Origin of the sequence: Pseudomonas kielensis (assembly GCF_014236655.1) — a bacterium.
GTDB lineage: Bacteria > Pseudomonadota > Gammaproteobacteria > Pseudomonadales > Pseudomonadaceae > Aquipseudomonas > Aquipseudomonas kielensis.
Map to the genome: position 1 here is coordinate 1 of NZ_JACMYG010000033.1, position 24,976 is coordinate 24,976.

25 protein-coding genes, 1 tRNA gene and 2 pseudogenes are annotated in these 24,976 nt (G+C 62.0%); 16 read left to right on the forward strand and 12 right to left on the reverse strand.

Annotated features, from left to right (window positions below):
- Nucleotides 1-120: 120 nt before the first annotated feature.
- On the reverse strand, nucleotides 121-1,506 hold the full coding sequence (locus H7995_RS23585) for a sensor histidine kinase (RefSeq protein ID WP_166592479.1): 1,386 nt from the start codon (nucleotides 1,504-1,506) through the stop codon (nucleotides 121-123).
- On the reverse strand, nucleotides 1,499-2,170 hold the full coding sequence (locus H7995_RS23590; protein WP_095167129.1) for a response regulator: 672 nt from the start codon (nucleotides 2,168-2,170) through the stop codon (nucleotides 1,499-1,501). The genes H7995_RS23585 and H7995_RS23590 overlap by 8 nt, the downstream gene beginning before the upstream one ends.
- Before the next feature lie 234 nt (nucleotides 2,171-2,404).
- On the opposite strand from H7995_RS23590, the gene H7995_RS23595 reads away from it, so the two are divergent.
- The 5 genes from H7995_RS23595 to H7995_RS23615 are packed head-to-tail and all read left to right on the forward strand — an operon-like array spanning nucleotide 2,405 to nucleotide 7,812.
- Complete coding sequence (locus tag H7995_RS23595) at nucleotides 2,405-3,697, forward strand: OprD family porin (RefSeq protein WP_182343779.1); 1,293 nt, start codon at nucleotides 2,405-2,407, stop codon at nucleotides 3,695-3,697.
- A gap of 54 nt (nucleotides 3,698-3,751) precedes the next feature.
- Nucleotides 3,752-4,741 (forward strand): Bug family tripartite tricarboxylate transporter substrate binding protein, encoded by a 990-nt coding sequence (locus tag H7995_RS23600; protein ID WP_182343777.1) that lies wholly within the window; start codon nucleotides 3,752-3,754, stop codon nucleotides 4,739-4,741.
- A gap of 60 nt (nucleotides 4,742-4,801) precedes the next feature.
- Entirely contained in the window at nucleotides 4,802-5,260 is a 459-nt protein-coding gene (locus H7995_RS23605; protein ID WP_166592482.1) for a tripartite tricarboxylate transporter TctB family protein, read from the forward strand.
- Nucleotide 5,261: 1 nt separating this feature from the next.
- Nucleotides 5,262-6,776 carry a tripartite tricarboxylate transporter permease gene (locus H7995_RS23610; protein WP_182343775.1) on the forward strand — a complete coding sequence of 505 codons (1,515 nt, stop codon included), beginning with the start codon at nucleotides 5,262-5,264 and terminating at the stop codon, nucleotides 6,774-6,776.
- Nucleotides 6,769-7,812, forward strand: a complete 1,044-nt coding sequence (locus H7995_RS23615; protein WP_166592484.1) for an AbrB family transcriptional regulator — start codon at nucleotides 6,769-6,771, stop codon at nucleotides 7,810-7,812. Before H7995_RS23610 ends, H7995_RS23615 begins: the two co-directional genes overlap by 8 nt.
- Nucleotides 7,813-7,845: 33 nt before the next feature.
- On the opposite strand, the gene ung is transcribed toward H7995_RS23615, so the two are convergent.
- Entirely contained in the window at nucleotides 7,846-8,538 is a 693-nt protein-coding gene (gene ung, locus H7995_RS23620; protein WP_095167119.1) for a uracil-DNA glycosylase, read from the reverse strand.
- A gap of 132 nt (nucleotides 8,539-8,670) precedes the next feature.
- Between ung and H7995_RS23625 the strand changes: the two genes are divergently transcribed.
- On the forward strand, nucleotides 8,671-9,783 hold the full coding sequence (locus tag H7995_RS23625) for an enoyl-CoA hydratase/isomerase family protein (protein WP_185819019.1): 1,113 nt from the start codon (nucleotides 8,671-8,673) through the stop codon (nucleotides 9,781-9,783).
- 52 nt (nucleotides 9,784-9,835) lie between these two features.
- Here the strand turns inward: H7995_RS23625 and H7995_RS23630 are convergent, their stop codons facing one another.
- Nucleotides 9,836-10,273, reverse strand: coding sequence for a hypothetical protein (locus H7995_RS23630; protein ID WP_185819020.1), 438 nt, complete (start codon nucleotides 10,271-10,273; stop codon nucleotides 9,836-9,838).
- A gap of 228 nt (nucleotides 10,274-10,501) precedes the next feature.
- Between H7995_RS23630 and H7995_RS23635 the strand changes: the two genes are divergently transcribed.
- The 7 genes and pseudogenes from H7995_RS23635 to H7995_RS23665 all read left to right on the forward strand — a co-directional run bounded on the left by H7995_RS23635 (nucleotide 10,502) and on the right by H7995_RS23665 (nucleotide 15,300).
- Nucleotides 10,502-11,989 (forward strand): sensor domain-containing diguanylate cyclase, encoded by a 1,488-nt coding sequence (locus H7995_RS23635; protein WP_182343767.1) that lies wholly within the window; start codon nucleotides 10,502-10,504, stop codon nucleotides 11,987-11,989.
- On the forward strand, nucleotides 11,982-12,200 hold the full coding sequence (locus H7995_RS23640; RefSeq protein ID WP_185819021.1) for a cysteine-rich CWC family protein: 219 nt from the start codon (nucleotides 11,982-11,984) through the stop codon (nucleotides 12,198-12,200). Before H7995_RS23635 ends, H7995_RS23640 begins: the two co-directional genes overlap by 8 nt.
- Nucleotides 12,201-12,232: 32 nt before the next feature.
- Complete coding sequence (locus H7995_RS23645; protein ID WP_166592853.1) at nucleotides 12,233-12,925, forward strand: pseudouridine synthase; 693 nt, start codon at nucleotides 12,233-12,235, stop codon at nucleotides 12,923-12,925.
- A 311-nt stretch (nucleotides 12,926-13,236) separates the two neighbouring features.
- The gene (locus H7995_RS23650; protein WP_166592854.1) at nucleotides 13,237-14,121 is read left to right on the forward strand and encodes an alpha/beta fold hydrolase; all 885 of its coding nucleotides are present in this window, start codon (nucleotides 13,237-13,239) and stop codon (nucleotides 14,119-14,121) included.
- A gap of 201 nt (nucleotides 14,122-14,322) precedes the next feature.
- Nucleotides 14,323-14,396, forward strand: a tRNA-Gly gene (locus H7995_RS23655).
- A gap of 281 nt (nucleotides 14,397-14,677) precedes the next feature.
- Complete coding sequence (locus H7995_RS23660; RefSeq protein WP_166592855.1) at nucleotides 14,678-14,854, forward strand: type II toxin-antitoxin system HicA family toxin; 177 nt, start codon at nucleotides 14,678-14,680, stop codon at nucleotides 14,852-14,854.
- 37 nt (nucleotides 14,855-14,891) lie between these two features.
- Nucleotides 14,892-15,300, forward strand: a pseudogene (locus H7995_RS23665) (type II toxin-antitoxin system HicB family antitoxin).
- A gap of 5 nt (nucleotides 15,301-15,305) precedes the next feature.
- On the opposite strand, the gene tam reads toward H7995_RS23665, so the two are convergent.
- Nucleotides 15,306-16,076: a trans-aconitate 2-methyltransferase gene (gene tam, locus H7995_RS23670; RefSeq protein WP_166592856.1), complete on the reverse strand. Its 771-nt coding sequence runs from the start codon at nucleotides 16,074-16,076 to the stop codon at nucleotides 15,306-15,308.
- 158 nt (nucleotides 16,077-16,234) lie between these two features.
- Between tam and H7995_RS23675 the strand changes: the two genes are divergently transcribed.
- Nucleotides 16,235-16,963 carry a class I SAM-dependent methyltransferase gene (locus H7995_RS23675; protein WP_185819022.1) on the forward strand — a complete coding sequence of 243 codons (729 nt, stop codon included), beginning with the start codon at nucleotides 16,235-16,237 and terminating at the stop codon, nucleotides 16,961-16,963.
- Between the two features lie 155 nt (nucleotides 16,964-17,118).
- Here H7995_RS23675 and H7995_RS23680 read toward each other — a convergent pair whose 3' ends face one another.
- On the reverse strand, nucleotides 17,119-18,204 hold the full coding sequence (locus tag H7995_RS23680) for a type I restriction endonuclease (protein WP_185819023.1): 1,086 nt from the start codon (nucleotides 18,202-18,204) through the stop codon (nucleotides 17,119-17,121).
- Nucleotides 18,205-18,349: 145 nt separating this feature from the next.
- On the opposite strand from H7995_RS23680, the pseudogene H7995_RS23685 reads away from it, so the two are divergent.
- Nucleotides 18,350-18,624: pseudogene (locus H7995_RS23685) on the forward strand (low affinity iron permease family protein); the annotation flags it as partial.
- Nucleotides 18,625-18,630: 6 nt separating this feature from the next.
- Here H7995_RS23685 and H7995_RS23690 read toward each other — a convergent pair.
- The 5 genes from H7995_RS23690 to H7995_RS23710 all read right to left on the reverse strand — a co-directional run bounded on the left by H7995_RS23690 (nucleotide 18,631) and on the right by H7995_RS23710 (nucleotide 23,169).
- Complete coding sequence (locus H7995_RS23690; protein WP_095167096.1) at nucleotides 18,631-19,134, reverse strand: DUF4142 domain-containing protein; 504 nt, start codon at nucleotides 19,132-19,134, stop codon at nucleotides 18,631-18,633.
- A 119-nt stretch (nucleotides 19,135-19,253) separates the two neighbouring features.
- Nucleotides 19,254-20,597: a sensor domain-containing protein gene (locus H7995_RS23695; RefSeq protein WP_166592860.1), complete on the reverse strand. Its 1,344-nt coding sequence runs from the start codon at nucleotides 20,595-20,597 to the stop codon at nucleotides 19,254-19,256.
- A 109-nt stretch (nucleotides 20,598-20,706) separates the two neighbouring features.
- Nucleotides 20,707-21,345 carry a LysE family translocator gene (locus H7995_RS23700; RefSeq protein ID WP_095167092.1) on the reverse strand — a complete coding sequence of 213 codons (639 nt, stop codon included), beginning with the start codon at nucleotides 21,343-21,345 and terminating at the stop codon, nucleotides 20,707-20,709.
- 138 nt (nucleotides 21,346-21,483) lie between these two features.
- Nucleotides 21,484-22,224, reverse strand: coding sequence for a PA3715 family protein (locus H7995_RS23705; protein WP_166592861.1), 741 nt, complete (start codon nucleotides 22,222-22,224; stop codon nucleotides 21,484-21,486).
- Between the two features lie 33 nt (nucleotides 22,225-22,257).
- The gene (locus tag H7995_RS23710; RefSeq protein WP_166592862.1) at nucleotides 22,258-23,169 is read right to left on the reverse strand and encodes a LysR family transcriptional regulator; all 912 of its coding nucleotides are present in this window, start codon (nucleotides 23,167-23,169) and stop codon (nucleotides 22,258-22,260) included.
- A gap of 78 nt (nucleotides 23,170-23,247) precedes the next feature.
- Between H7995_RS23710 and H7995_RS23715 the strand changes: the two genes are divergently transcribed.
- Nucleotides 23,248-23,736, forward strand: coding sequence for a DMT family transporter (locus H7995_RS23715; protein ID WP_185819024.1), 489 nt, complete (start codon nucleotides 23,248-23,250; stop codon nucleotides 23,734-23,736).
- Nucleotides 23,737-23,748: 12 nt separating this feature from the next.
- Here the strand turns inward: H7995_RS23715 and yiaY are convergent, their stop codons facing one another.
- Nucleotides 23,749-24,897 (reverse strand): L-threonine dehydrogenase, encoded by a 1,149-nt coding sequence (gene yiaY, locus H7995_RS23720; RefSeq protein ID WP_185819025.1) that lies wholly within the window; start codon nucleotides 24,895-24,897, stop codon nucleotides 23,749-23,751.
- Nucleotides 24,898-24,976: the final 79 nt, after the last annotated feature.

The window sequence follows — 24,976 nt, forward strand, 5'->3', positions numbered from 1 at the left end:
TTCGATCGCACCGGCTCCGCCACCCTCGCCGCTGATGGCTTCGATCGCACCGGTTCCGCCAACCTCAGCTAAGTGCTGAATCTCTGCTCACAGCCCGGCCTCGGCCGGGCTTAGTTGTTTTTAGCCCGCGATAAAACTGACCCGGACCTTCAGCCCCGCCTGTGCACCGTCGTGCAGGGTGATGTGGGCCAGGTGTGCGCGGCAGATTTCCCCGACAATCGCCAACCCCAGGCCAGACCCTGCGACCTGCTGGTTGCGGCGGTAGAAACGCTCGAACACTCGGTCACGCTCCTCCAGCGGAATTCCCGGCCCGTCATCTTCAACCTCCAGCACCGCCGGCGCGCTGACGCGCAAGATCACGTTGCCACCGGCTGGCGTGTGAGCCAGGGCGTTGTCCACCAGGTTACTCAGTAACTCGTTGAGCAGGGTCGGTTCACCGCGTAACCACACCGGTTCGTCAGCTTCCAGCGCCAGGGCCACGCCTCGGGCATGGGCCAGAGGTGCCATGGCCATACCGAGTTCGCGCGCCAGTTGGCTCAGGTCGAGCAACTGCGCCCCGCCCTCGGCTATCGCCCGCGCGCCATTCTCGACGCGGGCCAGCGACAGCAGTTGATTGGCCAGGTGCGTCAGGCGGTCGGTGCCTTGGGCGGCGCTTTCCAGGGTGCTGCGCCAGGTCTGCGGCTCAGTGGCGCGCAAGCCCAGCTCAAGACGCGCCTTGAGCGCTGCCAGCGGGGTGCGCAACTCATGGGCCGCGTCGGCTATGAACTGCGCCTGGCGCTCGAACTGTCCACGCAGGCGCTCGGTGAAATGGTTGAGGGCGCGCACCAACGGCCACAACTCGCGCTGCACCTGGACCAACGGCAGCGGCCGCAAGTCATCCGGCTGGCGTTCTTCCACCGCGGTGCGCAAGCGCTCCAGCGGACGCAAGGCGGCACTCACGGCAAACCACACCAGAAGCAAGGCGCCCCCGGCGAGCATGCCCAGGCGCAGCAAGGTATCGGCCATCAGGCTACGGGCCATGCTGACCCGCGCCTCGTCGGTTTCGGCCACGCGGATTTCCGCCATGCCATTCATGTTCGGTTCGCTCACCGCCTTGAGCAGGCTGACTACCCGCACGTTCTGGCCCAGGTAAGTGGCGTTGTAGAAGCGCGCCAGCGCCGGGTAGTCGTCGGTGCGCGGGGTGCCGGGCGGCGGCCCCGGGAGGTTTTCGTAACCGGAAATCAGCTTCTGGTGGATGTCGTTGACCTGGTAGTAGATGCGCCCGGCACTGTCGTAGGCGAAGGTGTCCAGCGCCACATACGGCACATCGGCGCTGAGGCTGCCGTCGCGCTGGGACAGGCCGGCGGCAATGGTCCGCGCCGAGGCCAGCAAGGTCCGGTCATACGCGGTGTCCGCCGCTGCCCGGCCATTCCAGTAGGCGCTCAGGCCGCTGGCGATCATCAGCACCACCAGCAACAGTGCGAGGTTGCCCAGCAACCCCCAGCGCAGACTCCTGGGCTTATGCATCACGGCTTTCCAACAGGTAGCCCAACCCCCTGAACGTGACGATGGCCACGGAGTGCCCGTCGAGTTTCTTGCGCAGGCGGTGCACGTAGATTTCGATGGCGTCGGGGCTGGCCTCCTCGTCGAGGCCGAACACCTGGGAGGCCAGTTGCTCCTTGCTCATCACCCGGCCAGGGCGGGCAATCAGCGCCTCGAGCACGGCCTGCTCGCGGGAGGTCAGGGTCAGCAGTTCGTCACCGAGGCTGAAGCGCCGGGTGTCCAGGTCATACACCAGCCCCCCGCAACGCTGCTGGCGTTCGCCACCCAACACGCTGCGGCGCAGCAGGGCCTTGACCCGCGCTTCAAGCTCGGTCAATTCGAAGGGTTTGGCCAGGTAATCGTCGGCGCCGAGGTTGAGCCCGTGGACCCGGTCCTTGACGTCACTGCGGGCGGTCAGCATCAGCACCGGGAGGTTTTTGCCACGGCTGCGCAAGCGCGCCAGCACTTCAAAACCATCCATGCGCGGCAGGCCTACATCGAGGATCGCCACCGCATAGTCCTCACTGCTCAAGGCCAGGTCGGCCGCCACCCCATCGTGCAGCACATCCACGGTCAGCCCTGTGCTCTTGAGCGCCTGGGCGACACTTTCGGCCAGCTGCAGATGGTCTTCGACGAGAAGCACACGCATGGATCTTTACCTCGGATGGGGATGGTCGACGCCATTCTTCGGCGCGGAGTTTACAGCCGCATCCGCCGCTGTGAAGCCCGCAATCGGTGAAAGTATTCTGAAAGGTTAGCGAAAGGTTGGCCCGTTAGAGTCCAGCCACGGACAGTTTCGACTGCCGTGTCCTTGAGAGTAGTGAACGAAAAACGCCCCGATGCGTTTTCGCCCTAATAAGAACAATAAATGGAGTGCTTCACGATGCTGTCTACGCAGCCTCAGGCTTACCTGCCTGTTCGTTTCTCCCGCCTTGGTACCACCGCCCTCGCCAGTGCCGCCGCCCTTGCCGGCTTTACGCCTGCCAGCCATGCCGCCTTCTTCGAAGACAGCAGCGCGACCCTGGAAACTCGCAACATGTACTTCAACCGCGACTTTCGCAGTGGCACCAGCGCCCAGCAATCCAAGCGCGACGAGTGGGCCCAGGGCTTCATGCTCAACCTCGAATCGGGCTACACCGACGGCACCGTCGGGTTCGGGGTTGACGCACTGGGCATGCTCGGGATCAAGCTCGACTCCAGCCCCGACCGCACCGGCACGGGCCTGCTGCCGACCCATGACGACGGGCGTGCCGCCGATGAGTATTCCAAGCTCGGCCTTACCGGCAAGGTGAAGATCTCCGCCACTGAACTGAAAGTCGGCAGCCTGATTCCCGAGTTGCCGATCCTCAAGGCCAACGACGGTCGCATCCTGCCCCAGACCTTCGAAGGCGGCCTGCTGACCTCCAGGGAGATCAAGAACCTGACCTTCACCGGCGGGCGCCTGGACAAAGCCAAGGACCGCGACAGCACCAACTTCGAAGACGTCGCCCTGAATAACAAGAACGGCCGCTTCGCCGGCACCGTCGCCGGCAGCCATTTCGACTTCGGCGGCCTGGACTACAAATTCACGGACAAGATCACCGGCAGCTACCACTTCGCCCAATTGGGTGAAGTCTATAACCAGCACTTCCTCGGTTTGCTGGCGTCACAGCCCGCAGGCCCGGGGACGTTCGCCGCCGACCTGCGCCTGGCGGTCAGCGACGATTCCGGCCAGGCCCGCGGCGGCAAGATCGACAACACCTCCCTCAACGGCCTGTTGAGTTACGCCCTGAGCGGTCATAAATTCAGCGCCGGTTACCAACACATGTCGGGCGACAGCGCCTTCCCCTATGTCGACGGCTCCGATCCCTACCTGGTCAACTTCGTGCAGATCAACGACTTCGCCGGCGCGCAGGAACGCTCCTGGCAAGCCCGTTACGACTACGACTTCGCCAAGCTGGGGGTGCCGGGCCTGAGCTTCATGAGCCGCTACCTGAGCGGTGACAACATCAAGCTCAACAACGGCGAGACCGGCAAGGAATGGGAACGCAACACCGAGATCAAGTACGTCGTGCAAAGCGGCGCCCTCAAGGACGTTGCCCTGCGCCTGCGCAATGCCACCTATCGTTCGAACTATTCGGCCCGCGACGCTGATGAAGTGCGGGTGCTGGTCAGCTACAGCGTTGCCCTCTGGTAATGAATTCAAGCCACAACCGTGCCACTCCAATAACAACTCCTGTGGAGACGACCGATGACTTTTTCGCTGCGTAACCTTGCTCTCGCCGCCAGTTGCCTGCTGGTGACCACCCCTCTGCTCGCCGCCGACAGCACTGAGCCCAAGCGACCGGAATGCATTGCCCCAGCGTCGCCAGGCGGTGGTTTCGACCTGACCTGCAAACTGGTGCAGAGCGCGCTGGTCAACGAAAAACTGCTGTCCAAACCGATGCGCGTGACCTACATGCCCGGCGGTGTCGGCGCCGTGGCGTACAACGCGGTGGTCGCCCAGCGCCCCGCCGATGCCGGGACCCTGGTGGCCTGGTCCAGCGGCTCGCTGCTGAACCTGGCCCAGGGCAAGTTCGGGCGTTTTGATGAAAACGCCGTGCGTTGGTTGGCGGCCGTGGGCACCAGCTATGGCGCCATTGCCGTGAAGAACGATTCGCCCTACAAGAACCTCGACGACCTGGTACAAGCGCTGAAGAAAGACCCGAGCAAAGTGGTGATCGGTTCCGGCGGCACCGTGGGCAGCCAGGATTGGATGCAAACCGCCCTGATCGCCAAGGCCGCCGGGATCAACCCCCGTGACCTGCGGTACGTGGCACTCGAAGGCGGTGGCGAAATTGCCACGGCCCTGCTCGGCGGCCACATCCAGGTGGGCAGTACCGACATCTCCGACTCCATGCCACACATCCAGAGTGGTGACATGCGCTTGCTCGCGGTGTTCGCCAACGAGCGCCTGGACGAGCCGGAAATGAAGGACATCCCCACCGCCAAGGAGCAAGGCTACGACATCGTCTGGCCGGTGGTGCGCGGCTTCTACCTCGGGCCAAAGGTCAGCGATGCCGAATACGCCTGGTGGAAAGACGCCTTCGACAAACTGCTGGCTTCCGAAGAGTTCGCCAAGTTGCGTGACCAGCGCGAACTGTTCCCGTTCGCCATGACCGGGGTCGAGTTGGACACCTACGTGAAAAAACAGGTAGCGGACTACAAGCTGCTGGCCAAAGAGTTCGGCCTGATCCAGTAATCGCCTCGTTCTCACGGCCACCCCCCTGGCACTGACCAGGGCGTGGCCCAGGAGTTTGTCATGCTGTTACAACGCATTTTTGCAGCCGTGCTGTTGCTGGCCTGTGCCTGTCTGGCGCTGATGGCCTGGCCCTATCAGGCATCGTTTTCCTACGAGCCCGTCGGGCCGCGGGCGTACCCCCTGCTGATGCTCGGGCTGATGGGCCTGGCGCTGATCTACATGCTGTTTCGTCCACAGCCGACCCGGCACAGCGAAGAAGAACCGCCGCTGGACCGCCAGACGCTGGTCAAGATTGGCGCCTGCGTGGCGCTGCTGCTGGTGTTTGCCGGCACTTTCGAACCCTTGGGTTTCATCCTCAGCAGCATCCTGATCGGGGTGCCGATGGCACGCCTGTATGGCGGCCGCTGGCGTCCCTCGGCGGTGATCATCAGTTTGATGAGCGTCGGCCTGTATCTGCTGTTCGATATAGCCATGGACGTACCGCTGCCCCTCGGCCTGCTCGACGTCTTGGAGAACTGATATGGATACTTTTGGTTATTTGAGCCAGGGATTCGGCGTCGCGCTGAGCCCGTACAACCTGGTGACCGCACTGTGCGGCACGTTGATCGGAACAGTGGTCGGCCTGCTGCCGGGCCTGGGGCCGATCAACGGTGTGGCACTGCTGATCCCCATCGCCTTCGCCCTCGGCCTGCCACCGGAGTCGGCCCTGATTCTTTTGGCCGCGGTCTACCTGGGTTGCGAATATGGTGGGCGCATCAGTTCGATCCTGCTCAACATCCCCGGCGAAGCGTCCACCGTCATGACCACCCTGGACGGCTACCCGATGGCCCGCAAAGGCCAGGCAGGCGTCGCGTTGTCGCTGTCGGCCTGGAGTTCGTTCATCGGAGCGTTTATCGCCACCTGCGGCATGGTGCTGTTCGCCCCGCTGCTGGCCAAGTGGGCAATCGCCTTTGGCCCGGCGGAATACTTCGTGCTGATGGTGTTCGCCATTGTCTGCCTCGGCGGCATGGCCGGTGACAAACCCCTGAAGACCTTTGTCGCGGCCTTGATCGGCCTGTTTCTGTCGGCGGTCGGGATCGACGCCAACAGCGGCGTGTACCGTTTCACCGGCGACAACATCCACCTGACCGATGGCATCCAGTTTGTCGTGCTGGTGCTGGGCCTGTTTTCCATCAGCGAGATTCTCCTGCTGCTGGAAAAAACCCACCGAGGCCAGGAAGCGGTGAAAGCCACCGGCCGCATGATGTTCAACCTCAAGGAAGCCGCCTCGGTGTTTACGGTAAACATCCGTTGCGGCCTGCTGGGCTTCATCATGGGGGTCTTGCCGGGCGCCGGAGCGACACTGGCATCCGCCGTCGCCTACATGACCGAAAAGCGCATGGCGGGCGCCAGCGGCAAGTTTGGTCAAGGTGACATGCGCGGCCTGGCCGCCCCGGAAACCGCGATTGGCGCCTCGGCATGCGGCGCCCTGGTTCCGATGCTGACGCTGGGCGTTCCGGGGTCGGGGACCACCGCGGTAATGATCGGCGCCCTGTCGCTGTACAACATCACTCCGGGCCCATTGCTGTTCCAACAGCAACCGGACATCGTCTGGGGCCTGATCGCCTCGTTGTTTATCGCCAACATTATGTTGGTGATCCTCAATATCCCGATGATCCGCCTGTTCACCCGCATCCTTGCGGTGCCGAACTGGGCACTGGTGCCGGTAATCGCCATCATCACCGCGATTGGTGTCTACGCCGTACACGCCACCACCTTCGACCTGTTCTTGATGATCGGCATCGGCATCTTCGGCTACATCCTGCGCAAGCTGGACTTCCCGTTGTCGCCAGTACTGCTGGGCTTCATCCTCGGCGGCCTGATGGAGCAGAACCTGCGCCGCGCGCTCTCGATCTCCAATGGCGCGCTGGACATCCTCTGGTCGAGCCCGATCACCTTCGGGGTCTGGGTGCTGACCGCCGTGATGTTGCTGCTGCCGCTCCTGCGCATCTGGCGCAAGCGCGCCGTGGCCCGTCGCGCGATTGCCGATGTCTGATCGCCGGTCCTGGAAAACCTGGTGGGGAACACCGCTGGTCGGTCTGCTGGGCGGTTACCTCGCCAGTCAGATCGGCTGGCCACTGCCGTGGATGGTCGGCTCGTTGCTGGCGATCATCCTGGTGCGTTGCCTGACCCCCTGGCAATTGGCCGAGATCCCGGGCGGACGCAAGTGCGGCCAGTGGATCGTCGGCATCGGCATTGGCCTGCACTTCACCCCGGTGGTGATGGAACAGGTCATGAGTCACTTCGGGCTGATCTTCTTCGGTGCGCTGGTGACCAGTCTTTCGGCCGTGGTCGGGGTCTGGTTGCTGCGGCGCACCGGTGAGGATCGCGCCACCGCCTTTTTCTCCAGCATGCCGGGCGGTTCCGGTGAAATGGTCAACCTCGGCGCCCGCAACGGCGCCGTGCTCAGCCGAGTGGCGGCCGGGCAAAGCCTGCGGGTGCTGGTGGTGGTGCTGTGTGTGCCGGCCGCCTTCAAGTACCTGCTGGGCGAAGGCGTGCCTGTGTTGCATCCAGCCAGCGTCGACTGGCGCTGGCTGGCCCTGCTGTTCCCGGCGGGCGCACTGTGTGCCTGGCTCTGGCAGCGTTTGCGCCAACCCAATCCCTGGCTGTTCGGGCCGTTGCTGGTGAGTGCCTCCCTGAGTATCAGCCTGGACCTGCACATCGGCCTGCCCGATGGCGGCAGCCAGGTCGGTCAATGGCTGATAGGCAGTGGCCTGGGCTGTCATTTCAACCGGCAGTTCTTCCGCCGCGCGCCGTCCTTCATGGGTCGCACCCTGATCGGCACGGCACTGACCATGCTGATCGCTACCCTGGCCGCGCTGGGCTTGAGTGCCCTGACCCACCTGGACCTGCGCTCATTGACCCTGGGCATGATGCCTGGCGGCATCGCCGAAATGAGCCTGACCGCCGAAACCCTGCAGCTGTCGGTGCCGCTGGTGACGGCGATGCAGGTGATGCGCTTGCTGTTTGTGCTGTTTCTGGCCGAGCCCTTGTTCAGGCACTGGGACCGGCAACCGGATTCAGCGCAATAGACCTGTCACGTCCTGGCGCGCTGGGTCATGGCATCAGACGGGCGGCAACCGCCACTCGATCGGCGTCTCGCCATTCTGTTCCAGGTACTTGTTGGTGCGACTGAAGTGCCCGCAGCCGAGGAAACCCCGGTAGGCAGACAGCGGCGAGGGGTGTACCGAGGTCAGCACCAGGTGCTTGGTGGCGTCGATCAGTTTCTGTTTGCTCTGCGCGTGGGCGCCCCACAGCAGAAACACCAGGTGCGGCTGATGCTCGCTCACCACTTCGATGATCCGATCAGTGAAGAACTGCCAGCCTTTGCCCGCATGGGCGTTGGCATTGGCCCGCTCCACGGTCATGGTGGTGTTGATCATCAGCACGCCCTGGTCAGCCCAGCTTTGCAGGCAGCCGTGACTGGGAATGTCGATGTTCAGGTCGCGTTTCAATTCCTTATAGATGTTGACCAGCGACGGCGGTGCCGGCACGCCCGGCTGCACCGAGAAACACAGGCCATGGGCCTGGCCCGGGCCGTGATAGGGGTCCTGGCCGAGGATCACCACCTTGACCTTGTCCAGCGGCGTGGAGTTGAGCGCGTTGAAAATCATCGGGCCGGGGGGATAGATCTCCTTGCCTGCCGCACGTTCCTGTTGCAGGAAGTTGCGCAACTCTGCCATGTAGGGCTGGTCGAATTCGGCACGCAGTGCCTCCTTCCAGCTCGGTTCGAGTTTGATACGGTCGTCAGCAGTCATGGTTACATCCGGCAAAAACAATGGGGCGAACCCTAGGAAAGCCCATCACGCTTGTCAATTGATCTGACGCAGATCCGGCACTTTCCTGCACAACGCTCATAATGAACCCTTGAATCCGCAATCGAGGTCACGATGAATCTGCACTTCGAAGAACTCACTGGCACAGATGGCGCACGCATCGGCATTGCCAGCCTGGACGCCGAAAACACCCTCAATGCCCTGTCCCTGCCGATGATCCGCGCCCTGACCGAGCAATTGGACAACTGGGCCAAAGAGCCGCAGGTGGTCTGCGTCCTGCTGCGTGGCAACGGCGCCAAGGCATTTTGCGCCGGCGGCGAAGTGCGCAGCCTGGCCCAGGCCTGTCGCGCCCAACCCGACGAAGTCCCGCCCCTGGCCGCACAATTCTTTGCGGCGGAGTACCGCCTGGATTTCCGCCTGCACACCTACCCCAAGCCGCTGATCTGTTGGGGCCATGGCTATGTGCTCGGGGGTGGCATGGGCTTGCTGCAAGGCGCGAGCACCCGCATCGTCACCCCCAGCAGCCGCCTGGCCATGCCTGAGATCAGCATCGGCCTGTACCCGGATGTCGGCGCCAGTTGGTTCCTTTCACGCCTGCCCGGCAAGCTCGGGCTGTTCCTCGGTTTGACCGGCGCCCAGATGAACGCCCGCGATGCCCTCGACCTGGGCTTGGCTGACCGTTTCCTGCTCGATGACCAACAGGAGCAATTGCTCGAAGGCCTGCTGCAGCTCAATTGGCAGGAGCAGACCGCGATGCAGCTCAACAGCCTGCTCAAGGCTTTGCAGCAAGAGGCCATCGAGCAACTGCCCGAGGCGCAATGGCTGCCACGCCGCCAGCAGATCGATGAACGGCTGGATGTCAGCGATGTGCGCTGTGCCTGGCGCGCCATCAGCCTGTTGCGTGACCATCCCGACCTGCTGCTGGCCCGCGCCGCGAAAAACCTGCACGACGGCTGCCCATTGACCGCCCACCTGGTGTGGGAGCAGATCCAGCGCGCCCGCCACCTGTCATTGGCCGAAGTGTTCCAGATGGAATACACCCTGAGCCTCAATTGCTGCCGGCATCCGGAGTTCAGCGAGGGCGTCAGGGCCCGGCTGATCGACAAGGACAACAAGCCGCACTGGCACTGGCCGGACGTCAACACGATCCCCCAGGCGGTGGTCAACGCTCACTTTCACAAGGCCTGGGAAGGCCGGCATCCGCTGGCGGACCTATCGGACTACTGAACCCTGGGCATAAAAAAGCGGCGCTGGATGCGCCGCTTGCCGGTTGCCTGATCTAACGGTTGCGCCCGCCCCGCTCACCACGACCATTGTGCTCGCCACGCCGGTCAGCGTGGTCGCGCCCGCCCCGCCCACCCTGTTGTTCCCAGCGCTGGTTGCTCTGGCCATAGTTATTGCCCCACCCCTGGTTGCGATGACCGTCCCAGCCATGGCTGGGGGCCGGGCGATAGGCCCGGGGCGGGGCCTGGTAATAACGGGGCGAAGGTTGGTAGTAACGCGGCTGCGCCTGGTAATACCGTGCCGAGGGGTAATACCGCGGGGACTGCGAGTAGTAACTGCGCGGGTAGGAATAATAAGAGCCGCCCCCGTAGTAGACCGGCGCCGGCGAAGAATAGATTTCTGAGCGGTAGTAGCTGGAACCTCCGTCGTAGTAAGGGACGCACGCGGCAAGACTCAAACTCATCGAAGTCATCAGAACAAGTCGGCGATACATGGCGGCCTCCTGGACCGCTGAAGAGCCACACCAGCGACGCGGGCGGGCATCAGCCAAATAATTTGCCTGACGAAACATCTGACAACGAATTGGCAATCTGGTGCGCGGCCGCAACAGATTGATACATGTCATCCGTCGACTGACTGGCTGTAGACCGGCGCAAATGCCCGCGTCATTTTCTCCAAGTCCCACTAGAATGCTGTGACTCAATCGACCAACGGACTCGTCATGCCGCTTCGCTCTGCGCTGTTTTCGCAACGTTCGTTGGTCCTCACCTTGATCGCCCTGCTGGGCGCCGGCTTCCTGGCCACCTCCCTGCTCAGTTACTACGCCTCGCGCGCTTCGATTCGCGACAGTATCGTCAACACCGAGCTGCCCTTGACCTCCGACACCGTCTACTCGGAGATCCAGAAAGACCTGGTCCGCCCGATCCTGATTTCCTCGATGATGTCGCGCGACACCTTCCTGCGCGACTGGGTGGTGGCCGGTGAGCGCGATCCCGGGCAAATGACCCGCTACCTCAACGAGGTCATGACCCACTACGGCGCCTACACCGCTTTCTTCGTGTCCAACAACAGCCTGACCTACTACCAGGCCAAGGGCGTGCTGAAAAAAGTCAGCCTGAGCGAACCGCGCGACATCTGGTACTTCCGCGTCCGCGACATGGCCCCGCCCTACGAGATCAACGTGGACGTGGACATGGCCAACCAGGACAGCCTGACCTTCTTCATCAACTACAAGGTCTACGACTACCAGGACAACTTCATTGGCGCGGCAGGCGTCGGTCTGACGGTCGATGCCGTGATCAAACTGATCGACACCTACCAGCAGCGTTACCAGCGCAGCGTGTACTTCGTCGACACCGAGGGGCGCATTGTGCTCACTGGTGCCGACGGCGGCCCGCAAGGCGCGCGGGTCGGCACGGCGCTGAGCGAGTTGGACAGCATGCGCGATCTTCTGGCCAAGCTGCCCAAACCCCACAGCGGCAGCTACGAGTACACGACCCAGGGCCAAGGGCATTTCCTCAACGTGCGGTTTATCCCGGAACTGAACTGGTACCTGTTCGTCGACAAACGCGAAGGCAGTGCCCTGCACGAGGTGCGCCAATCGCTGTACCTGAACCTGCTGATCTGCCTGATCGTCACCCTGAGCGTGCTGGCCCTGCTCCATCGTGTGATCACCCGCTTCCAGGGCCGCATCGAAGCCCAGGCCACCCTCGACAGCCTCACCGGCCTGCCCAACCGCCGCGGCTTCGACCTGCTGGCGGCGCAAGCCCTGCAGGAGGCCCAGCGCGAACCCAAGCCGCTGACCGCCTTGCTGCTGGACCTGGACCATTTCAAGCGCCTGAACGACAGCCATGGCCACCTCGCCGGCGACCTGGTGCTGGCCGGTTTCGCCCGTGACCTGGAAAGCTGCCTGCGCCAGTCCGACATCGTCTGTCGCTGGGGCGGCGAGGAGTTCATCGTCTTGCTCAAAGACACCGACGCCAGCACCGGCCTGAAGATCGCTGAGAAAATTCGCCAGATGATCGAGCACAAGCACTACCGCTATGAAGGCAAATCCCTGCAGGTTACCCTGAGCATCGGCTTGACCACCCTGCAGGCGGATGACACTTTGCACAACCTGCTGTCCCGCGCCGACCAGGCGATGTATCGAGCCAAACAACATGGCCGCAACCGGACCTGTACCCAGATGCCTCACTCCAGCTATGCATAAACCCGACCTCTGCCCGGCCTGCGGCGCCAGCAATGCTTGCAGCCTCGCCGACCCGCGCACCGCCCAGCACCGTTGCTGGTGCTACACCGTGACCATCGACCCGGCGGTGCTGGCGGCCTTGCCCGCCGAACTGCGCGACCTGGCGTGCCTGTGCCCCGGCTGCGCCCAGGTCGAGGCACAATTGCAGGCAGCGGGCTTCAGCGTCGCGTAAGATGCGCGCCCCTTGCCGACCTGCCGACTCCCATGCGCGTTGACCGTTTCCTCAGCAACTTGCCGCGTTTCAACCGCCAACAGGTGCGCCTGGCGCTGGTCGAGCGGCGGATCAAGGTCGATGGGCAGATTGTCAGCGACCCGCACACCGAAGTGCGCGAATTCAGCCGCGTCGAATGCGACGACGAGGTGCTGCAAGCCGGCAAGGCCGCGCGCTATTTCATGCTGCACAAGCCCGCCGGTTGCGTCAGTGCCACCCGTGACCCCGAGCACCCGACCGTCCTCGACCTGATCCATGAACCGGACAAGCACGACCTGCACATCGCCGGCCGCCTGGATTTCAACACCACCGGCTTGATGCTGATCACCAACGACGGCAGTTGGTCTCGCCGCCTGACCCAACCGCAGACCAAGCTGGCGAAGATCTACTACGTCGAAACCGAACAATTGATTACGCCCGAGTACGCCGAAACCTTTGCCCGTGGCCTGTATTTCGCCTTCGAAGACCTCACCACCCAACCCGCCGACCTGCAGTTGCTGGCCCCCCGGGCTGCACGCCTGGCCATCATCGAAGGCCGCTACCACCAGGTGAAACGGATGTTCGGCCACTTCGACAACAAGGTCATGCGCCTGCATCGCGAACAGATGGGCCCGTTGACGCTGGACAGCGCGTTGAAACCGGGCGAATACCGCCCACTGAGCGCTGCCGAGATCGCCTTGATCTGATGGCGCGACCGCCGGGCAGACATTGTCGAACAATTCACCAACGGCACTTGCGCGATAGCCATCACCCTGCTTGAATCAAACCGTCAGCCGAAATGTGACCGCCAAGTCATACCATACCTCTAAGAAACTTTTTGTCGGTCGAGCGCCTCCCGTCTCCACCTCACCCGACAGACTGCCCGCCTATAACAACACCCGTCGACCAGACATTAACGGATCGACATGGGCCCTCACCTTCCAGGCGTATGCCTACCTGTCATAAAGCCCGTGCACACTCAGTTGCGCGCCCACACGCTTGCCAGGAGTCTTACGACATGAGGCCAGAAATCGCTGTGCTGGACATACAAGGTCAGTATCGGGTCTACACGGAGTTCTATCGCGCAGATGCCGCAGAGAAGACCATCATTTTGGTCAACGGCTCGATGGCCACCACTGCGTCGTTTGCACAGACCGTGAAAAACCTCCATCCACAGTTCAACGTGGTGCTCTACGACCAACCCTACGCGGGCCGGTCAAAAGCCCACAATCAACATGAGAAAATGCTCACCAAGGAAGTGGAGGGGCAGATCCTCCTGGAGTTGATCGACCATTTCGCCGCCGAGCACGTGATGTCATTTTCGTGGGGCGGTGCCGCCACGATGATCGCCCTCGCGCATCGCCCGCGGCGGATCGAAAAGGCCGTGATCAGCTCGTTCTCGCCGGTGATCAACGAACCGATGCGCGACTACCTGGAGCGGGGTGTCGACTACCTCGGCAACCTCGATCGCGACCGCGTCGGCCACCTGGTCAACGACACCATCGGCAAGCACTTGCCGTCGTTGTTCAAACGCTTCAACTATCGCCACGTCAGCACCCTGGCCGAACATGAATACGGGCAGATGCACTTTCACATCAGCCACGTGCTCAACAGCGACCGCCTGTGCTACCTCAAGGCCGCCAAGCAAATCGATGTGCCCGTACTGTTCATGAACGGTGAATGGGACGAGTACACCGCCGCCAGCGATGCCCGGTTGTTTGGCAACCATGTGCAACACAGCACCTTCAGCACCATCCAGGCCACCGGGCACTTCCTCGACATGGAGCACAAAGCTGCCTGCCGAGACAGCCGCCAGGTATTGCTGGGTTTCCTGAAACCGGCGCCCCACGAAGGCCGGACGCGTTCCCACTTCACCCAGGACCACCATGCACTGGCTATTTGAAACAGCGTCCTCGCGAGCAACCTCGCCACCTTAGGTAACCCCTACCTGTAGGAGCAAGGCTTGCCCGCGACAGACCGCACCGTGCGTGCTGTCGCCGCCGACAATCCTTCGCCCTGCCCGCAAAAAACTGCGTAAATGCAGATCCAGCAAAGAAAAACTTCAAATCCGTCGCCACATCTGGTACAAAGTCAGCCGTTCCGAGCGGGTGTCGTATAATGGCATTACTCCAGCTTCCCAAGCTGATAACGAGGGTTCGATTCCCTTCACCCGCTCCACGTCATTTCAGTCTTGCGTCAGGTAGCTTTCTGACGGGGGACAACAAAAAACCGGTCCGCAGTGACCGGTTTTTTTATGTCTGCGATTCCGTAGGGCACCGTTCAAGAGCCTCCTGCACCCTCACGCAATACTTTCACCGGTAACGTGCCTCCCTGTTCCAACGCGGGTTTCTACACTGATTCCAACCATTCATCATCTGCCCATCCGAATTGGTGGTTATGGTGTTGATAGGATCATTTCGGTAGGTATAGCAACCACCGACACAGCACAGGGACGTGATGTGAACGGTCGATATCTGATCAGCCAAATCGTTGCAGACGGCTGGTACCTGGTGCGGGTCCGGGGTATTCACCATCATTTCAAACATCCAACCAAACCTGGATGGGTGACGGTTCCCCACCCGAAAAAGGATCTGCTGACCAAGACGGCAGTGAGCATCCTGCAACAGGCCCTGTAGTCATGAGTTGGCGCACTTAAACCCGAGGACAATCAACATGCTTTATCCAATTGCCATTTCAGTAGGCGATGACCAGCACGCCTGGGGCGTGGAAGTGCTGGATATTCCGGGGGTGCTTCTCGGCCGGTGATGACCTGGACGACGCCATCGCCATGGCACGTGAAGCCATCGAGGGGCACTTCGAGATCCTGGCCGAGGACGGTTCGGCGATTCCGCCGGCCAGCAAGGTGACCCATCATGCGCGCAACCCGCAATATGCCGGCGTGACCTTGGCCTTGGTCGACATCGACGTCAGCAAATACCTGGGCAAGGCGCAGAAACTCAACATCACCCTGCCCGCCTATCTGCTGACCCGCATCGACGAATACGTGCTGCACCACCCGGAAGAAAAAAGCCGCTCCGGCTTTCTGGCCTCGGCGGCGTTGAAGGTGTTGCAGCAGGCTTGATCCCCTCAGCGAGTGGCGACGATGAACAGCCGCGGGAATGGCAATAGCACCGAGCCGTCGGCCAGTACCGGGAAGTAGGGTTCGATCGCCTCCAGGTACTGCGCCAGATACTGGGTTTTCTCCAACTCGTTCAGTGGCTGCAGGAACGGCCGCAGGCCGCTGCCCTTGAACCACTCGACCACCGCCGCCGGACCACCCGCCAGCGGGTGATGGTAGGTGGTGCGCCACACATCCACCCGCGCGCTGCAGGTACAGAGCATCTGGTAATAGCGGTTGGCGTCATCCAGAGTCGTGCGCTGCCCGGCGACTTCGGCCAGCTTGTCGGCCCAAGGGCCATTGGCCGCGACTTCGCGCATCATGCGATGGGGCGGCTGTTCGAGGTTGTCCGGCATCTGGATCGCCAGGCTGCCGCCCACCGTGAGCTTGCCGACTAGCGCAGGCAACAGCGTGGCATGCTCGGGCAACCACTGCAGCACCGCATTGGCGAAGATCACGTCGAACGGCCCGGGCTCGTCCCAGGTGGCAATATCGCTGGTGTCGAAACGTACGCCCGGCAGGCGTTTGCGGGCGGCATCGATCATGTCGGCGGAGCTGTCGATCCCCCGTACCGCAGCGTCGGCAAAACGCTGTACCAACAACTCGGTGGAGTTGCCCGGGCCACAGCCGATGTCGATCACCGAACGGGCATCAACCCTGGGGATCGCGGCCAGCAAGTCACGCGCCGGGCGGGTGCGCTCATCTTCGAACGCCACATACTGTTGGGCAGACCAGCTCATCACATACTCCTCTAACCGACCAGGATGTGAGCGCCACGCTAGACTGTGCGTTTCGCTCGTGGGGCGCCAGTAAGCGACGAGCCTGGGGACTGCGTCAAGAAGCGGTCACGGGTTGAAACATCTGCCCCACGACCCAGGTTGATCGAGGAGAAGTGCCCATGACTCAGAACATCTACGACGACCCTGGCTTTTTCCAGGGCTACAGCCAGTTGGGGCGTTCCATCGGCGGCCTCGCCGCCGCGCCGGAATGGCCCGCCCTGCAAGCCCTGCTACCGCCCATGGCGAACCTGCTAGTGGTCGACCTCGGCTGCGGCTACGGCTGGTTCTGTCGCTGGGCCAGCGAGCAAGGCGCGCAACGGGTGCTGGGGCTGGATGTCTCGCAAAAGATGCTCGAACGCGCCAGGACAACGACCAGTGCTGGCAACATCGGCTACCGCCATGCCGACCTCGAACACCTCAATCTTCCTGCAGACAGTTTCGACCTGGCCTACAGCTCCCTGGCCCTGCACTACATCAAGGACCTGCCCGGCCTGTTCGCCCACCTGCACGCCGCGTTGCGGCCTGGTGGGCGTTTTGTATTCTCCATCGAACACCCGATCTTCATGGCCCCGCGCAACCCCGGCTGGATCATCGATGCCCAAGGCCGCAAGAGCTGGCCGGTGGACAGTTATCAACACGAAGGCGAACGGGTGACCCACTGGCTGGCAGACGGCGTGATCAAACAGCACCGCACCCTGGGAACCTTGTTGAACCTGTTGATCGCTGCCGGTTTTCAGATAACCCACGTCAATGAATGGGGACCCACGGCGGAACAGGTGGAGGCGCAGCCGGCACTCGCCGAGGAACGGGAGCGGCCGATGATGTTGCTGGTGGCAGTGGAGCGCTAAGGCGTGTGTTCGGAGTAAAGTCATCGCCCTTCAGGCCATCGTGAGCAAGCTCGCGCCTACATCAGATGGCTGGCAGTACCTCCCGACACCGGTCCAACGCTTTTAAACTGAAGGCTGAGCCCAACGTGCTCAGGGCTCAACCTTCAAGGCAGACGTTATTCGTAGTACCCAACCGTCTTTTTCAGGCGATCCGAGTACTCGTAGATATCATCGACCGAGTTAATCGGATGCCGCGTTTCGTTTTTCTCTTCGTCGAAGATACCGATGTACTTCTGCGAGCGATTGAAGTGCAGGCGACAGATTGGCTTACGGTTATTGTCGTCCAACAAGATACCGAAGTAGCTCTGTGTATCCCGTTGCACAATACGTTTGGCATCAACGACAGATCTCACCACCGCACGGACGATGTGATACCCCTCAAGCTCCTCCAGAGTGGTCAATACCTTGTCGTCAGACTCGTCGCGATCATCCGTAACTTCAGCACTGGAGCCCGCCGATGGCAGGGTCAGCAGGCTGGGCTGAATGGCGCCACTCATTGCAGACTTGAGTCGATCATTGATCTGATCATTGAGAAATTGCACAACGGCCTTTCTGGTCAACTCCTGGAATTGCTCCCGGACTTTTTGCGTGATCACACCGTCGTACACCCGGGAAGCGAATACTTTGACGAAGTCGTCGTCGGGTTTGCTGACCTGCGCGGCAATGACTTTTTTGATCTGACTGACGTATTTCAGCTCACCGGCTGCATTGATGATCGAATCAACATCGAATGCCGACTTGGTCAGCTTTGTCAGTTCCGGAACCGAATATTCGTCGATGTCGAGTAGATCGAGCTCCAGAAAGGGTTTTTCATCCATTTTGTTGGGAGCGTCCAGGTCGGTAAAAAACTTGTAGACCTGGCCGTTAGTCAGGATCGAAATTCGCGCACTGGTGACATGAAAATAGCGGAACAGTTGCGATGCATGATTGATGTGCAGTGGCTCGCCGATTTTCTTGCACTCGATGAGAATCTGGACCTCGCCGTCTTTCATGATTGCATAATCGATTTTCTCCCCCTTCTTTGTTCCCACATCACAAACAAACTCCGGGATTACCTCGGACGGATCAAAAACGTCGTAGCCCAGAACAGTGCTGATAAATGGCATGACGAAGGCATTTTTCGTGGCCTCTTCTGTCTGAATCGTGGCGCCTTGTAGCCGGACTTTGGCCGAGAGACTTGAAAGCTTTTCGATAAATTCCATGAGTGACCTCTTCCCCGTTTCAGATCCGTGTTTGTACATGCTGGCAAATTGATTGCCATTGATACTAGTCACAAACAGCCACAAAGAAAGAGAGTCGCAGGCGATCCTGGCAAGGAGTGATCCACTGACGGCAAAACGCAATTCCTGGGCACTGACCGGGCCATTGTTTGATTTCAACGATACCTGGCAGTTGATCGTCAACACCTCGACCACCATCCTCACCTTCCTGATCCAGAACACGCAGAACCGTTGCTGCGGGTGACCCAGGATGCGCAAAACGCCATGCTCGGCCTCGAAGCGCTCGACCTCAAGCAGCTCGAAGCCCTGAGAAAGCAGTACCGCAGCCTGGGTGAAGGTGAGTCGGTTGCGCTGGAGGGGACGCCTGCTGCCGGCGGGCAGCAGGACTTGAATCAATGTTGAAACCGGTCAACGGCTGGCTTGCAGGGCCCTGGCCATTTGCAGGTGTTGCTCGAGCTTGGGCAGGGTCTCTTCGGCGAATGCCTTGAGCTCGGGCACATCGGTGGTCCGGGCCTCCTGCTGCAGTTGCTCGATGGCCTGCTCGGTGGTTTTTACCTGGCTGGCGGCATAGGCCGAGTCGAAGGACTCGCCGTCCGCCACGGCGGGGATCAGGGTCTTGGCCTTGTTCATCACCTCTTCCCGAGGGGCGACAGGCAGGTCGAGTTTCTTGGCGATTTTCGCCAGATGCTGGTTGGCCGTGGTGCGGTCGTTGATCACCACGATGGTGTAGTCCTTGACCGCCTTGGACTCGGTCTTCTGGTGCGCCAGGCGGCTGGCTTCGATGTCCGCCATGCCTTTGGCCGAGGCGTCGTTGATGAAGTCGGCCGGTGACTGGGCAAAAGCGCTGCTGGCGCCAAGGCTCAGCAACACGGCAAAGCTGATGGTCGATAATCGGCTGGCCACAGGTTTCATGGTCGCGCCCTCCTTGAACAGACAAATGAATGCAGCGGTACATCCCGCCTGTCATTTGAAGGCCAAAGCGCACAAAGGTTTAGAAAACCTGCCCAAGCCTCGACGAGTGGTGCCCCGGCTCACACCCGGTCCAGGCGTCCACTCAGGCGCTTGGCGGCATACATGGCCTCGTCGGCGTGCTTGAACAGCTGCTTTTCCTCAAGGCCGTGCTCAGGGTACAAGGCCACGCCAATGCTCGGCAGAATGTTCAGGTTGTGGCTGTCCAGTCGGATGGGCTGGCCCAGCACCTGGCGGATCTTCAATGCCACGCGCGCCGCGTCTTCAGCAGCCTGGACACTGTCGAGCAACACCACAAACTCATCGCCCCCAATGCGCGCGACGGTGTCACTCTCGCGCACGCAGCCCTGTAGCCGATTGGCCACGGCTTGCAGCAGCATGTCGCCGATGCCGTGGCCATAGGTGTCGTTGACCTGCTTGAAATGGTCCAGGTCCACGTACAGCAGGGCCATGCGCCCGTTGTCCCGACGGGCCTTGAGCAAGGCGGCGCTCAGGCGCTCACGGAGCAGTTCGCGATTGGGCAGGCGGGTCAGGTAGTCATGCTGCGCCATGTACTGCAGGCGACTGTGCAATTGCCGGCGCTCGATCGCTGCCGCCACCTGGGCGCAGACGTACTGCAGCAGCTCTTTGTCGCGCTCGGTGTAGCGCTCGCCGCCGGGCATGCTCTTGACGATCAGCGCGCCGATAGTCCCCCGTTGTGAATTGAGCGGCACCCCCAGCCAGCAGGGGCAATCCTCTGCGTCGATCAGCCCGACAACCCCCGGCAAGGCAAACGGCTGGTCGGGGGTCAGCAGCACTGGCTGCCCGCTGCGGACCACTTCGGCGCACAGCCGGCCGGTCACGCTGAACTCGGGATCACGCTCATGATCGTCGACGTGGTAAGGAAAGTTCAGTTGCTCGCAGTGCTCATCGTACAGCGCCACCGAAAAATTCAGCGCCGGCAGCCATTCGCCGATCAGTTGGTGAATGCGCTTGAACAAGGCCAGCAGATCCTCGGCGGCATGGGCCGCTTCGCTAATCGCATAGAGCGCAGCCTGGCGCGATTCGGCTTGTTTGCGTTCGGTGATGTCGCGGGCCACGGCGATGCGCAACTGGTCGACCTCGGACCAGCGCGCCGACCAGAGGATATGCACCACCTGGCCGTCCTTGCGCAGGTAGCGATTCTCGAAGTTCGGGTTGGGCTTGCCGCGCATGATTTCCCGGGCGGCGTCCAGGGTCCGCTCGCGGTCGGCCGGGTGCACCATGTCGATCATCGGCTGGCCAATCAGCTCATCCGGGGTGTAGCCGAACACTTGCTCGCAGGACGCGCTGACAAACACAAAGCGCCCCTGACCGTCGACGGCACAGACGACGTCGAGCAACAGATCGATGTAGCTGGCCAATGGCGCGGAGTTTGCGGTGCTCATCGTGGATGGATACTGCCCAATAGTGCAACTGTGAGTAGCCATCCATGGACGTGGCCTGCGCGCTACACCGCGCGAGCCTCAAGTCGCTGCTGCAACCCTGCAAGCAACCTCAACTCTTGTTGGCCAGCAACCCCGGCACCGCGTGCAGCAAGGCGTTGATGGCGAAACCGATGAACATTACCCCGCAAATCCGGGTAATAGCCAGCTCATGGCGCTGATACAACGTGCGCACCCGACGAGCGCCCACAATGCCAATTAGAATAGCGTATGCCAAAACGCCACCAAGGAAACTCAGAAAAATCAACCAGGGCAGCATCGACCACTGCAACAGCTCGGCGCGGCTGGACAACAGGGCGGTAAAGGTCGCCACCGCCACCGGATAAGCCTTGGGGTTGGTCAGGCCAAACATGATCCCGTGCCAGAATGGTTGCCGCGCCGCGCCCTGGGGCGCATCGCCACTGCTGCGACGGCTACGGATCGCCCGCATACCCAGCCAGAACAGATACAGGCCGCTGAGTACGCCGAGCACGTCAAAGGCACTGCTGCCGATTTCCCGTGCGCCGACAATGGCAATCAACGCAGTGCTGCACCAGACCACATCCCCCAGCAGGTGCCCACACAGAAAGCCCGCCCCGGCCCGCCGCCCGCGAGCCGCACCAATGCCAAACACCGCGAGCACACCAGGGCCCGGGGTGATGCCGTAGATAAAGCCGGAGGCAAGGACGGCCAGCAATAAAGATGAAGTCATGCGGTAAAGCTCCCTGTCGAGCTGCCAGGCCCAGTCGTCGAATGGCAGTGGGCTTTTGTATCACAAGGTTTTGCCATGGCTGTAGCCATAAATTTGCACAGCGGCATGACCGTGGGTCATGCCGGCCGTTGGCCCGATTTACAGGCCCTGCAGCTCTTTGGGCACCACATACTGGCGCCCGTCATAACGCAATGTCGTCGACACCGTATTGCCAATGACTTCCTTGGACTGGCAATCCTCTTTGCCCACGCTGTTCTGCGTGTCGGTGGTCACCGATCTGACGATCAGGTCAGCGAAGCCATGGCTGCTGGTCTTGGCCAGGTCCAGGGTGCGTTTGGTGTGGCTGAATTCGCCGGTGCAGTTGGTATCCCATTCGCCATTGCTGGATTCGATCACCAATTGCTCGAGGACCGGACGCAGGGTGTTGCCTTCGCGCACGTACAGCGACAGCACCGCCTGTTCGAACGGATTGGCGCGCGATGAACCTGTGAAGCCGGCACGCACACCGAATGCGCGCAGGTCGGAGGTGAGTTTGTAGCGGGCGGTGTCGATGCTCAGGCCATCGAAGCGCACCGCGTCGGAGCTGTACACCGAGGCCTGGGCATAACGGGCCAGGGGCTTGCCGTCGATGTTGGAAACCACCGCCAACTTCAGGTCGTACATGCCGGTGCCGTCGGGGGCATCGCTCAAGGTCGGGTCCGGCTCGATCTGCGACAGCGCGGTAATGCTCTGGCCATCGTAGGCCGGCCAGTCCTTGCACACCGAGTAACCCGGCACGCCCTCGGGCAGCGGCGGCTGCGCGCACGCGCCATAGGCTTGGGTCGCGCCCAGCGCGCCACTCATTGCCACACATCCCAACCAGCGGTATTTCAAGGTCATTCCGTGTTCCTTGTGTCCATCGAAGTGAAAAACTCAGCCGTGCACTATCACCTGAGCGATCTGCCGATTCAACCAGTTCAATGCCTGGTCACCACCCCGACGCACATGCCAGGCCAGGACGAAGCTGAACGAGGGGATCGGAAATGGCGGTGGCACCACGCTTAACTGCGGTTGATCGACACCCTGCAAGCCCCGGGCAGCCACGGTGAGAATCAGGTCGGTACCGGCGATCAACTGCGGGGCCACGCTCCAGTGCGGCAGGCTGACCGCCACGTGGCGACGCTGACCAATGGCGGTCAGCGCCCGCTCGATCTCCGGGGTACCGCTGCCACGCATCTCCAGCAACACGTGGGGCCGGGCCAGGTAAGTCGGCAAATCCAGTACGCCACTGGCCGGCAGGCGCCGGGCGTCCACCAGGCACACGAACTGCTCTTCGAACAGCGGCGTGCAGCGCAGCTCGTGGGGCAGCTCGGGAAAGACCCCGGCTGCCAGGTCGATGTCGCCATTGAGCACGCCATCCAGCATGCCTTCGCGGCTGGCGTGGCTGATCTGCAGGTCAATCCCCGGCGCCTCCTGGCGCAAGCGTGCGATCAAGCCGGGCAGGACAATGGCCGCGCCGTAGTCGGACATCGCCAGGCGGAACCGGCGCTTGGCCGAGGCAGGGTCGAAGGTGTTGGGCGCCAGCAAGGCCTGGACGCTGGCCAGTGCCTCACGCAGCGGCGCCATCAGCTCCAGGGCACGCGGGGTGGCGACCAGGCCAGCCCCGGCGCGCACCAGCAGCGGATCGCCGAGCATCTCGCGCAGGCGCGCCAGGGCATGGCTGACGGCCGGTTGGCTGAGGTGCAGACGCTCCGCCGCACGGGTCACGTGTTGCTCGCTGAGCAAGGCGTCGAGAATCACCAGCAGGTTCAAGTCGATACGGCGCAGATCATTCATCTGATGCATGTTCTGGATGATTAAACGGAATTTCAATCTGCGCGACGAATGACCTAGAGTCCAGTAAAACCTCCAGGAGACATACGTATGAGTACCTTGCAGTGGGCCGGCCTGTCGGTGCTGGCCGTGATCGCCGGCGCCGTGGTGCCCTTTCAGAGCGCAATCAACGCCAACCTCAGCCGCGGCCTCGGTCACCCATTGTGGGCCACCCTCGCCTCGTTGCTGGTGAGCGTACTGGTTTTGCTGCCGGTGATTATCAGCCTGCGCTTGCCGCTGCCGTCGCTGGGATTTATCAGCAAGGCACCGCTGTGGATGTGGGCCGGGGGCGCGTTTGGCGTGTGTTTTATTGCCCTGGCCTTGATGCTGCTGCCCAAACTCGGGGCCTCAGGCTTTATCGCCCTGGCCCTGGCCGGGCAAGTAGTGGCATCGCTGGTGCTAGATCACTTCGGGCTGTTCGGGCTGGTGGAGCGGCACCTGACGTTGCCGCGCCTGCTGGGTGCCGTGCTGCTGATAGCCGGGGTGGCGTTGATTCAGTTCAGCGCCACCCCGGGCCGGTCCCTGGTGAGTTCCGGCTAAGGGCGCTCGGGATCAGAACGCGTTACGAAAGATCTCCTCGATCTGCCGCTGGTCCGCCGCCCGCGGGTTGGTCAGGCCACACGCATCCTTGAGGGCGTTGGCGGCGAGGATCGGGATGTCTTGCAGCTTGGCTCCCAGGTCACGCAAACCGGCGGGGATTTCCACGTCCCCGGCCAATGTGCGGATCGCCGCGATCGCGGCCTCGGCCCCTTCCTCCGGACTGCACCCCTGGATGTCCACGCCCATCGCCTGCGCCACCACCGCCAGGCGTTCGGCACAGACCTTGGCGTTGAAGCTTTGCACATGGGGCAGCAGCACCGCATTGCACACGCCGTGGGGCAAGTCGTAGAAACCACCCAACTGGTGCGCCATGGCATGCACAAACCCCAGGGACGCGTTGTTGAACGCCATGCCCGCCAGGAACTGCGCATAGGCCATGTTCTCCCGCGCCGGCAGGTCATTGCCGTCACGCACCGCCACGCGCAGGTTGAGGCTGATCAGCTCGATGGCTTTCAAGGCGCAGGCGTCGGTGATCGGGTTAGCGGCGGTGGACACGTAGGCCTCGATGGCATGGGTCAGGGCGTCCATGCCGGTGGCGGCGGTCAGCGACTTGGGCATGGCCACCATCAAGGCCGGATCGTTGACCGACAACAGCGGCGTGACGTTACGGTCGACAATGGCCATTTTCACGTGGCGCGCTTCGTCGGTGATGATGCAGAAGCGGGTCATCTCACTGGCAGTACCGGCCGTGGTATTGATCGCGATCAGCGGCAGTTGCGGCTTGGGCGACTGGTCGACGCCTTCGTAGTCGCCAATCTGCCCGCCATTGGTGGCGCACAGGGCAATGCCCTTGGCGCAGTCATGGGGCGAACCACCGCCCAGGGACACCACGAAGTCACACCCGCTACCCTGCAACAAGGCCAGGCCGGCCTGCACGTTGGCGATGCTGGGGTTGGGCTTGGCCCCGTCGAAAATCACCGAGTCGATGTCCTGCAGCGCCAGCTTCTGCGCGATCATCGACGCCACGCCGGCCTTGGCCAACCCGCTGTCCGTGACGATCAACGCCTTGGCAAATCCGTATTTGCCGATAGCGTCCATGGCCTCGTCGAGACAGCCGATGCCCATGATGTTGACGGCGGGAATGAAGAATGTGCTGGTCATTGCGAGTCCTCTGCAATTGGGTCGGACCGCCCCTTGGCGTCGGCGGATCCCACAAGGATCGACCCATCGCGCCGCGTGC

What these genes read in the sequence shown, in the direction of transcription:
- H7995_RS23585 (WP_166592479.1), bottom strand. Translation starts at nt 1,506, where the DNA reads ATGCATAAGCCCAGGAGTCTGCGCTGGGGGTTGCTGGGCAACCTCGCA.
- H7995_RS23590 (WP_095167129.1), bottom strand. Translation starts at nt 2,170, where the DNA reads ATGCGTGTGCTTCTCGTCGAAGACCATCTGCAGCTGGCCGAAAGTGTC.
- H7995_RS23595 (WP_182343779.1), top strand. Translation starts at nt 2,405, where the DNA reads ATGCTGTCTACGCAGCCTCAGGCTTACCTGCCTGTTCGTTTCTCCCGC.
- H7995_RS23600 (WP_182343777.1), top strand. Translation starts at nt 3,752, where the DNA reads ATGACTTTTTCGCTGCGTAACCTTGCTCTCGCCGCCAGTTGCCTGCTG.
- H7995_RS23605 (WP_166592482.1), top strand. Translation starts at nt 4,802, where the DNA reads ATGCTGTTACAACGCATTTTTGCAGCCGTGCTGTTGCTGGCCTGTGCC.
- H7995_RS23610 (WP_182343775.1), top strand. Translation starts at nt 5,262, where the DNA reads ATGGATACTTTTGGTTATTTGAGCCAGGGATTCGGCGTCGCGCTGAGC.
- H7995_RS23615 (WP_166592484.1), top strand. Translation starts at nt 6,769, where the DNA reads ATGTCTGATCGCCGGTCCTGGAAAACCTGGTGGGGAACACCGCTGGTC.
- ung (WP_095167119.1), bottom strand. Translation starts at nt 8,538, where the DNA reads ATGACTGCTGACGACCGTATCAAACTCGAACCGAGCTGGAAGGAGGCA.
- H7995_RS23625 (WP_185819019.1), top strand. Translation starts at nt 8,671, where the DNA reads ATGAATCTGCACTTCGAAGAACTCACTGGCACAGATGGCGCACGCATC.
- H7995_RS23630 (WP_185819020.1), bottom strand. Translation starts at nt 10,273, where the DNA reads ATGTATCGCCGACTTGTTCTGATGACTTCGATGAGTTTGAGTCTTGCC.
- H7995_RS23635 (WP_182343767.1), top strand. Translation starts at nt 10,502, where the DNA reads ATGCCGCTTCGCTCTGCGCTGTTTTCGCAACGTTCGTTGGTCCTCACC.
- H7995_RS23640 (WP_185819021.1), top strand. Translation starts at nt 11,982, where the DNA reads ATGCATAAACCCGACCTCTGCCCGGCCTGCGGCGCCAGCAATGCTTGC.
- H7995_RS23645 (WP_166592853.1), top strand. Translation starts at nt 12,233, where the DNA reads ATGCGCGTTGACCGTTTCCTCAGCAACTTGCCGCGTTTCAACCGCCAA.
- H7995_RS23650 (WP_166592854.1), top strand. Translation starts at nt 13,237, where the DNA reads ATGAGGCCAGAAATCGCTGTGCTGGACATACAAGGTCAGTATCGGGTC.
- tam (WP_166592856.1), bottom strand. Translation starts at nt 16,076, where the DNA reads ATGAGCTGGTCTGCCCAACAGTATGTGGCGTTCGAAGATGAGCGCACC.
- H7995_RS23675 (WP_185819022.1), top strand. Translation starts at nt 16,235, where the DNA reads ATGACTCAGAACATCTACGACGACCCTGGCTTTTTCCAGGGCTACAGC.
- H7995_RS23680 (WP_185819023.1), bottom strand. Translation starts at nt 18,204, where the DNA reads ATGGAATTTATCGAAAAGCTTTCAAGTCTCTCGGCCAAAGTCCGGCTA.
- H7995_RS23690 (WP_095167096.1), bottom strand. Translation starts at nt 19,134, where the DNA reads ATGAAACCTGTGGCCAGCCGATTATCGACCATCAGCTTTGCCGTGTTG.
- H7995_RS23695 (WP_166592860.1), bottom strand. Translation starts at nt 20,597, where the DNA reads ATGAGCACCGCAAACTCCGCGCCATTGGCCAGCTACATCGATCTGTTG.
- H7995_RS23700 (WP_095167092.1), bottom strand. Translation starts at nt 21,345, where the DNA reads ATGACTTCATCTTTATTGCTGGCCGTCCTTGCCTCCGGCTTTATCTAC.
- H7995_RS23705 (WP_166592861.1), bottom strand. Translation starts at nt 22,224, where the DNA reads ATGACCTTGAAATACCGCTGGTTGGGATGTGTGGCAATGAGTGGCGCG.
- H7995_RS23710 (WP_166592862.1), bottom strand. Translation starts at nt 23,169, where the DNA reads ATGCATCAGATGAATGATCTGCGCCGTATCGACTTGAACCTGCTGGTG.
- H7995_RS23715 (WP_185819024.1), top strand. Translation starts at nt 23,248, where the DNA reads ATGAGTACCTTGCAGTGGGCCGGCCTGTCGGTGCTGGCCGTGATCGCC.
- yiaY (WP_185819025.1), bottom strand. Translation starts at nt 24,897, where the DNA reads ATGACCAGCACATTCTTCATTCCCGCCGTCAACATCATGGGCATCGGC.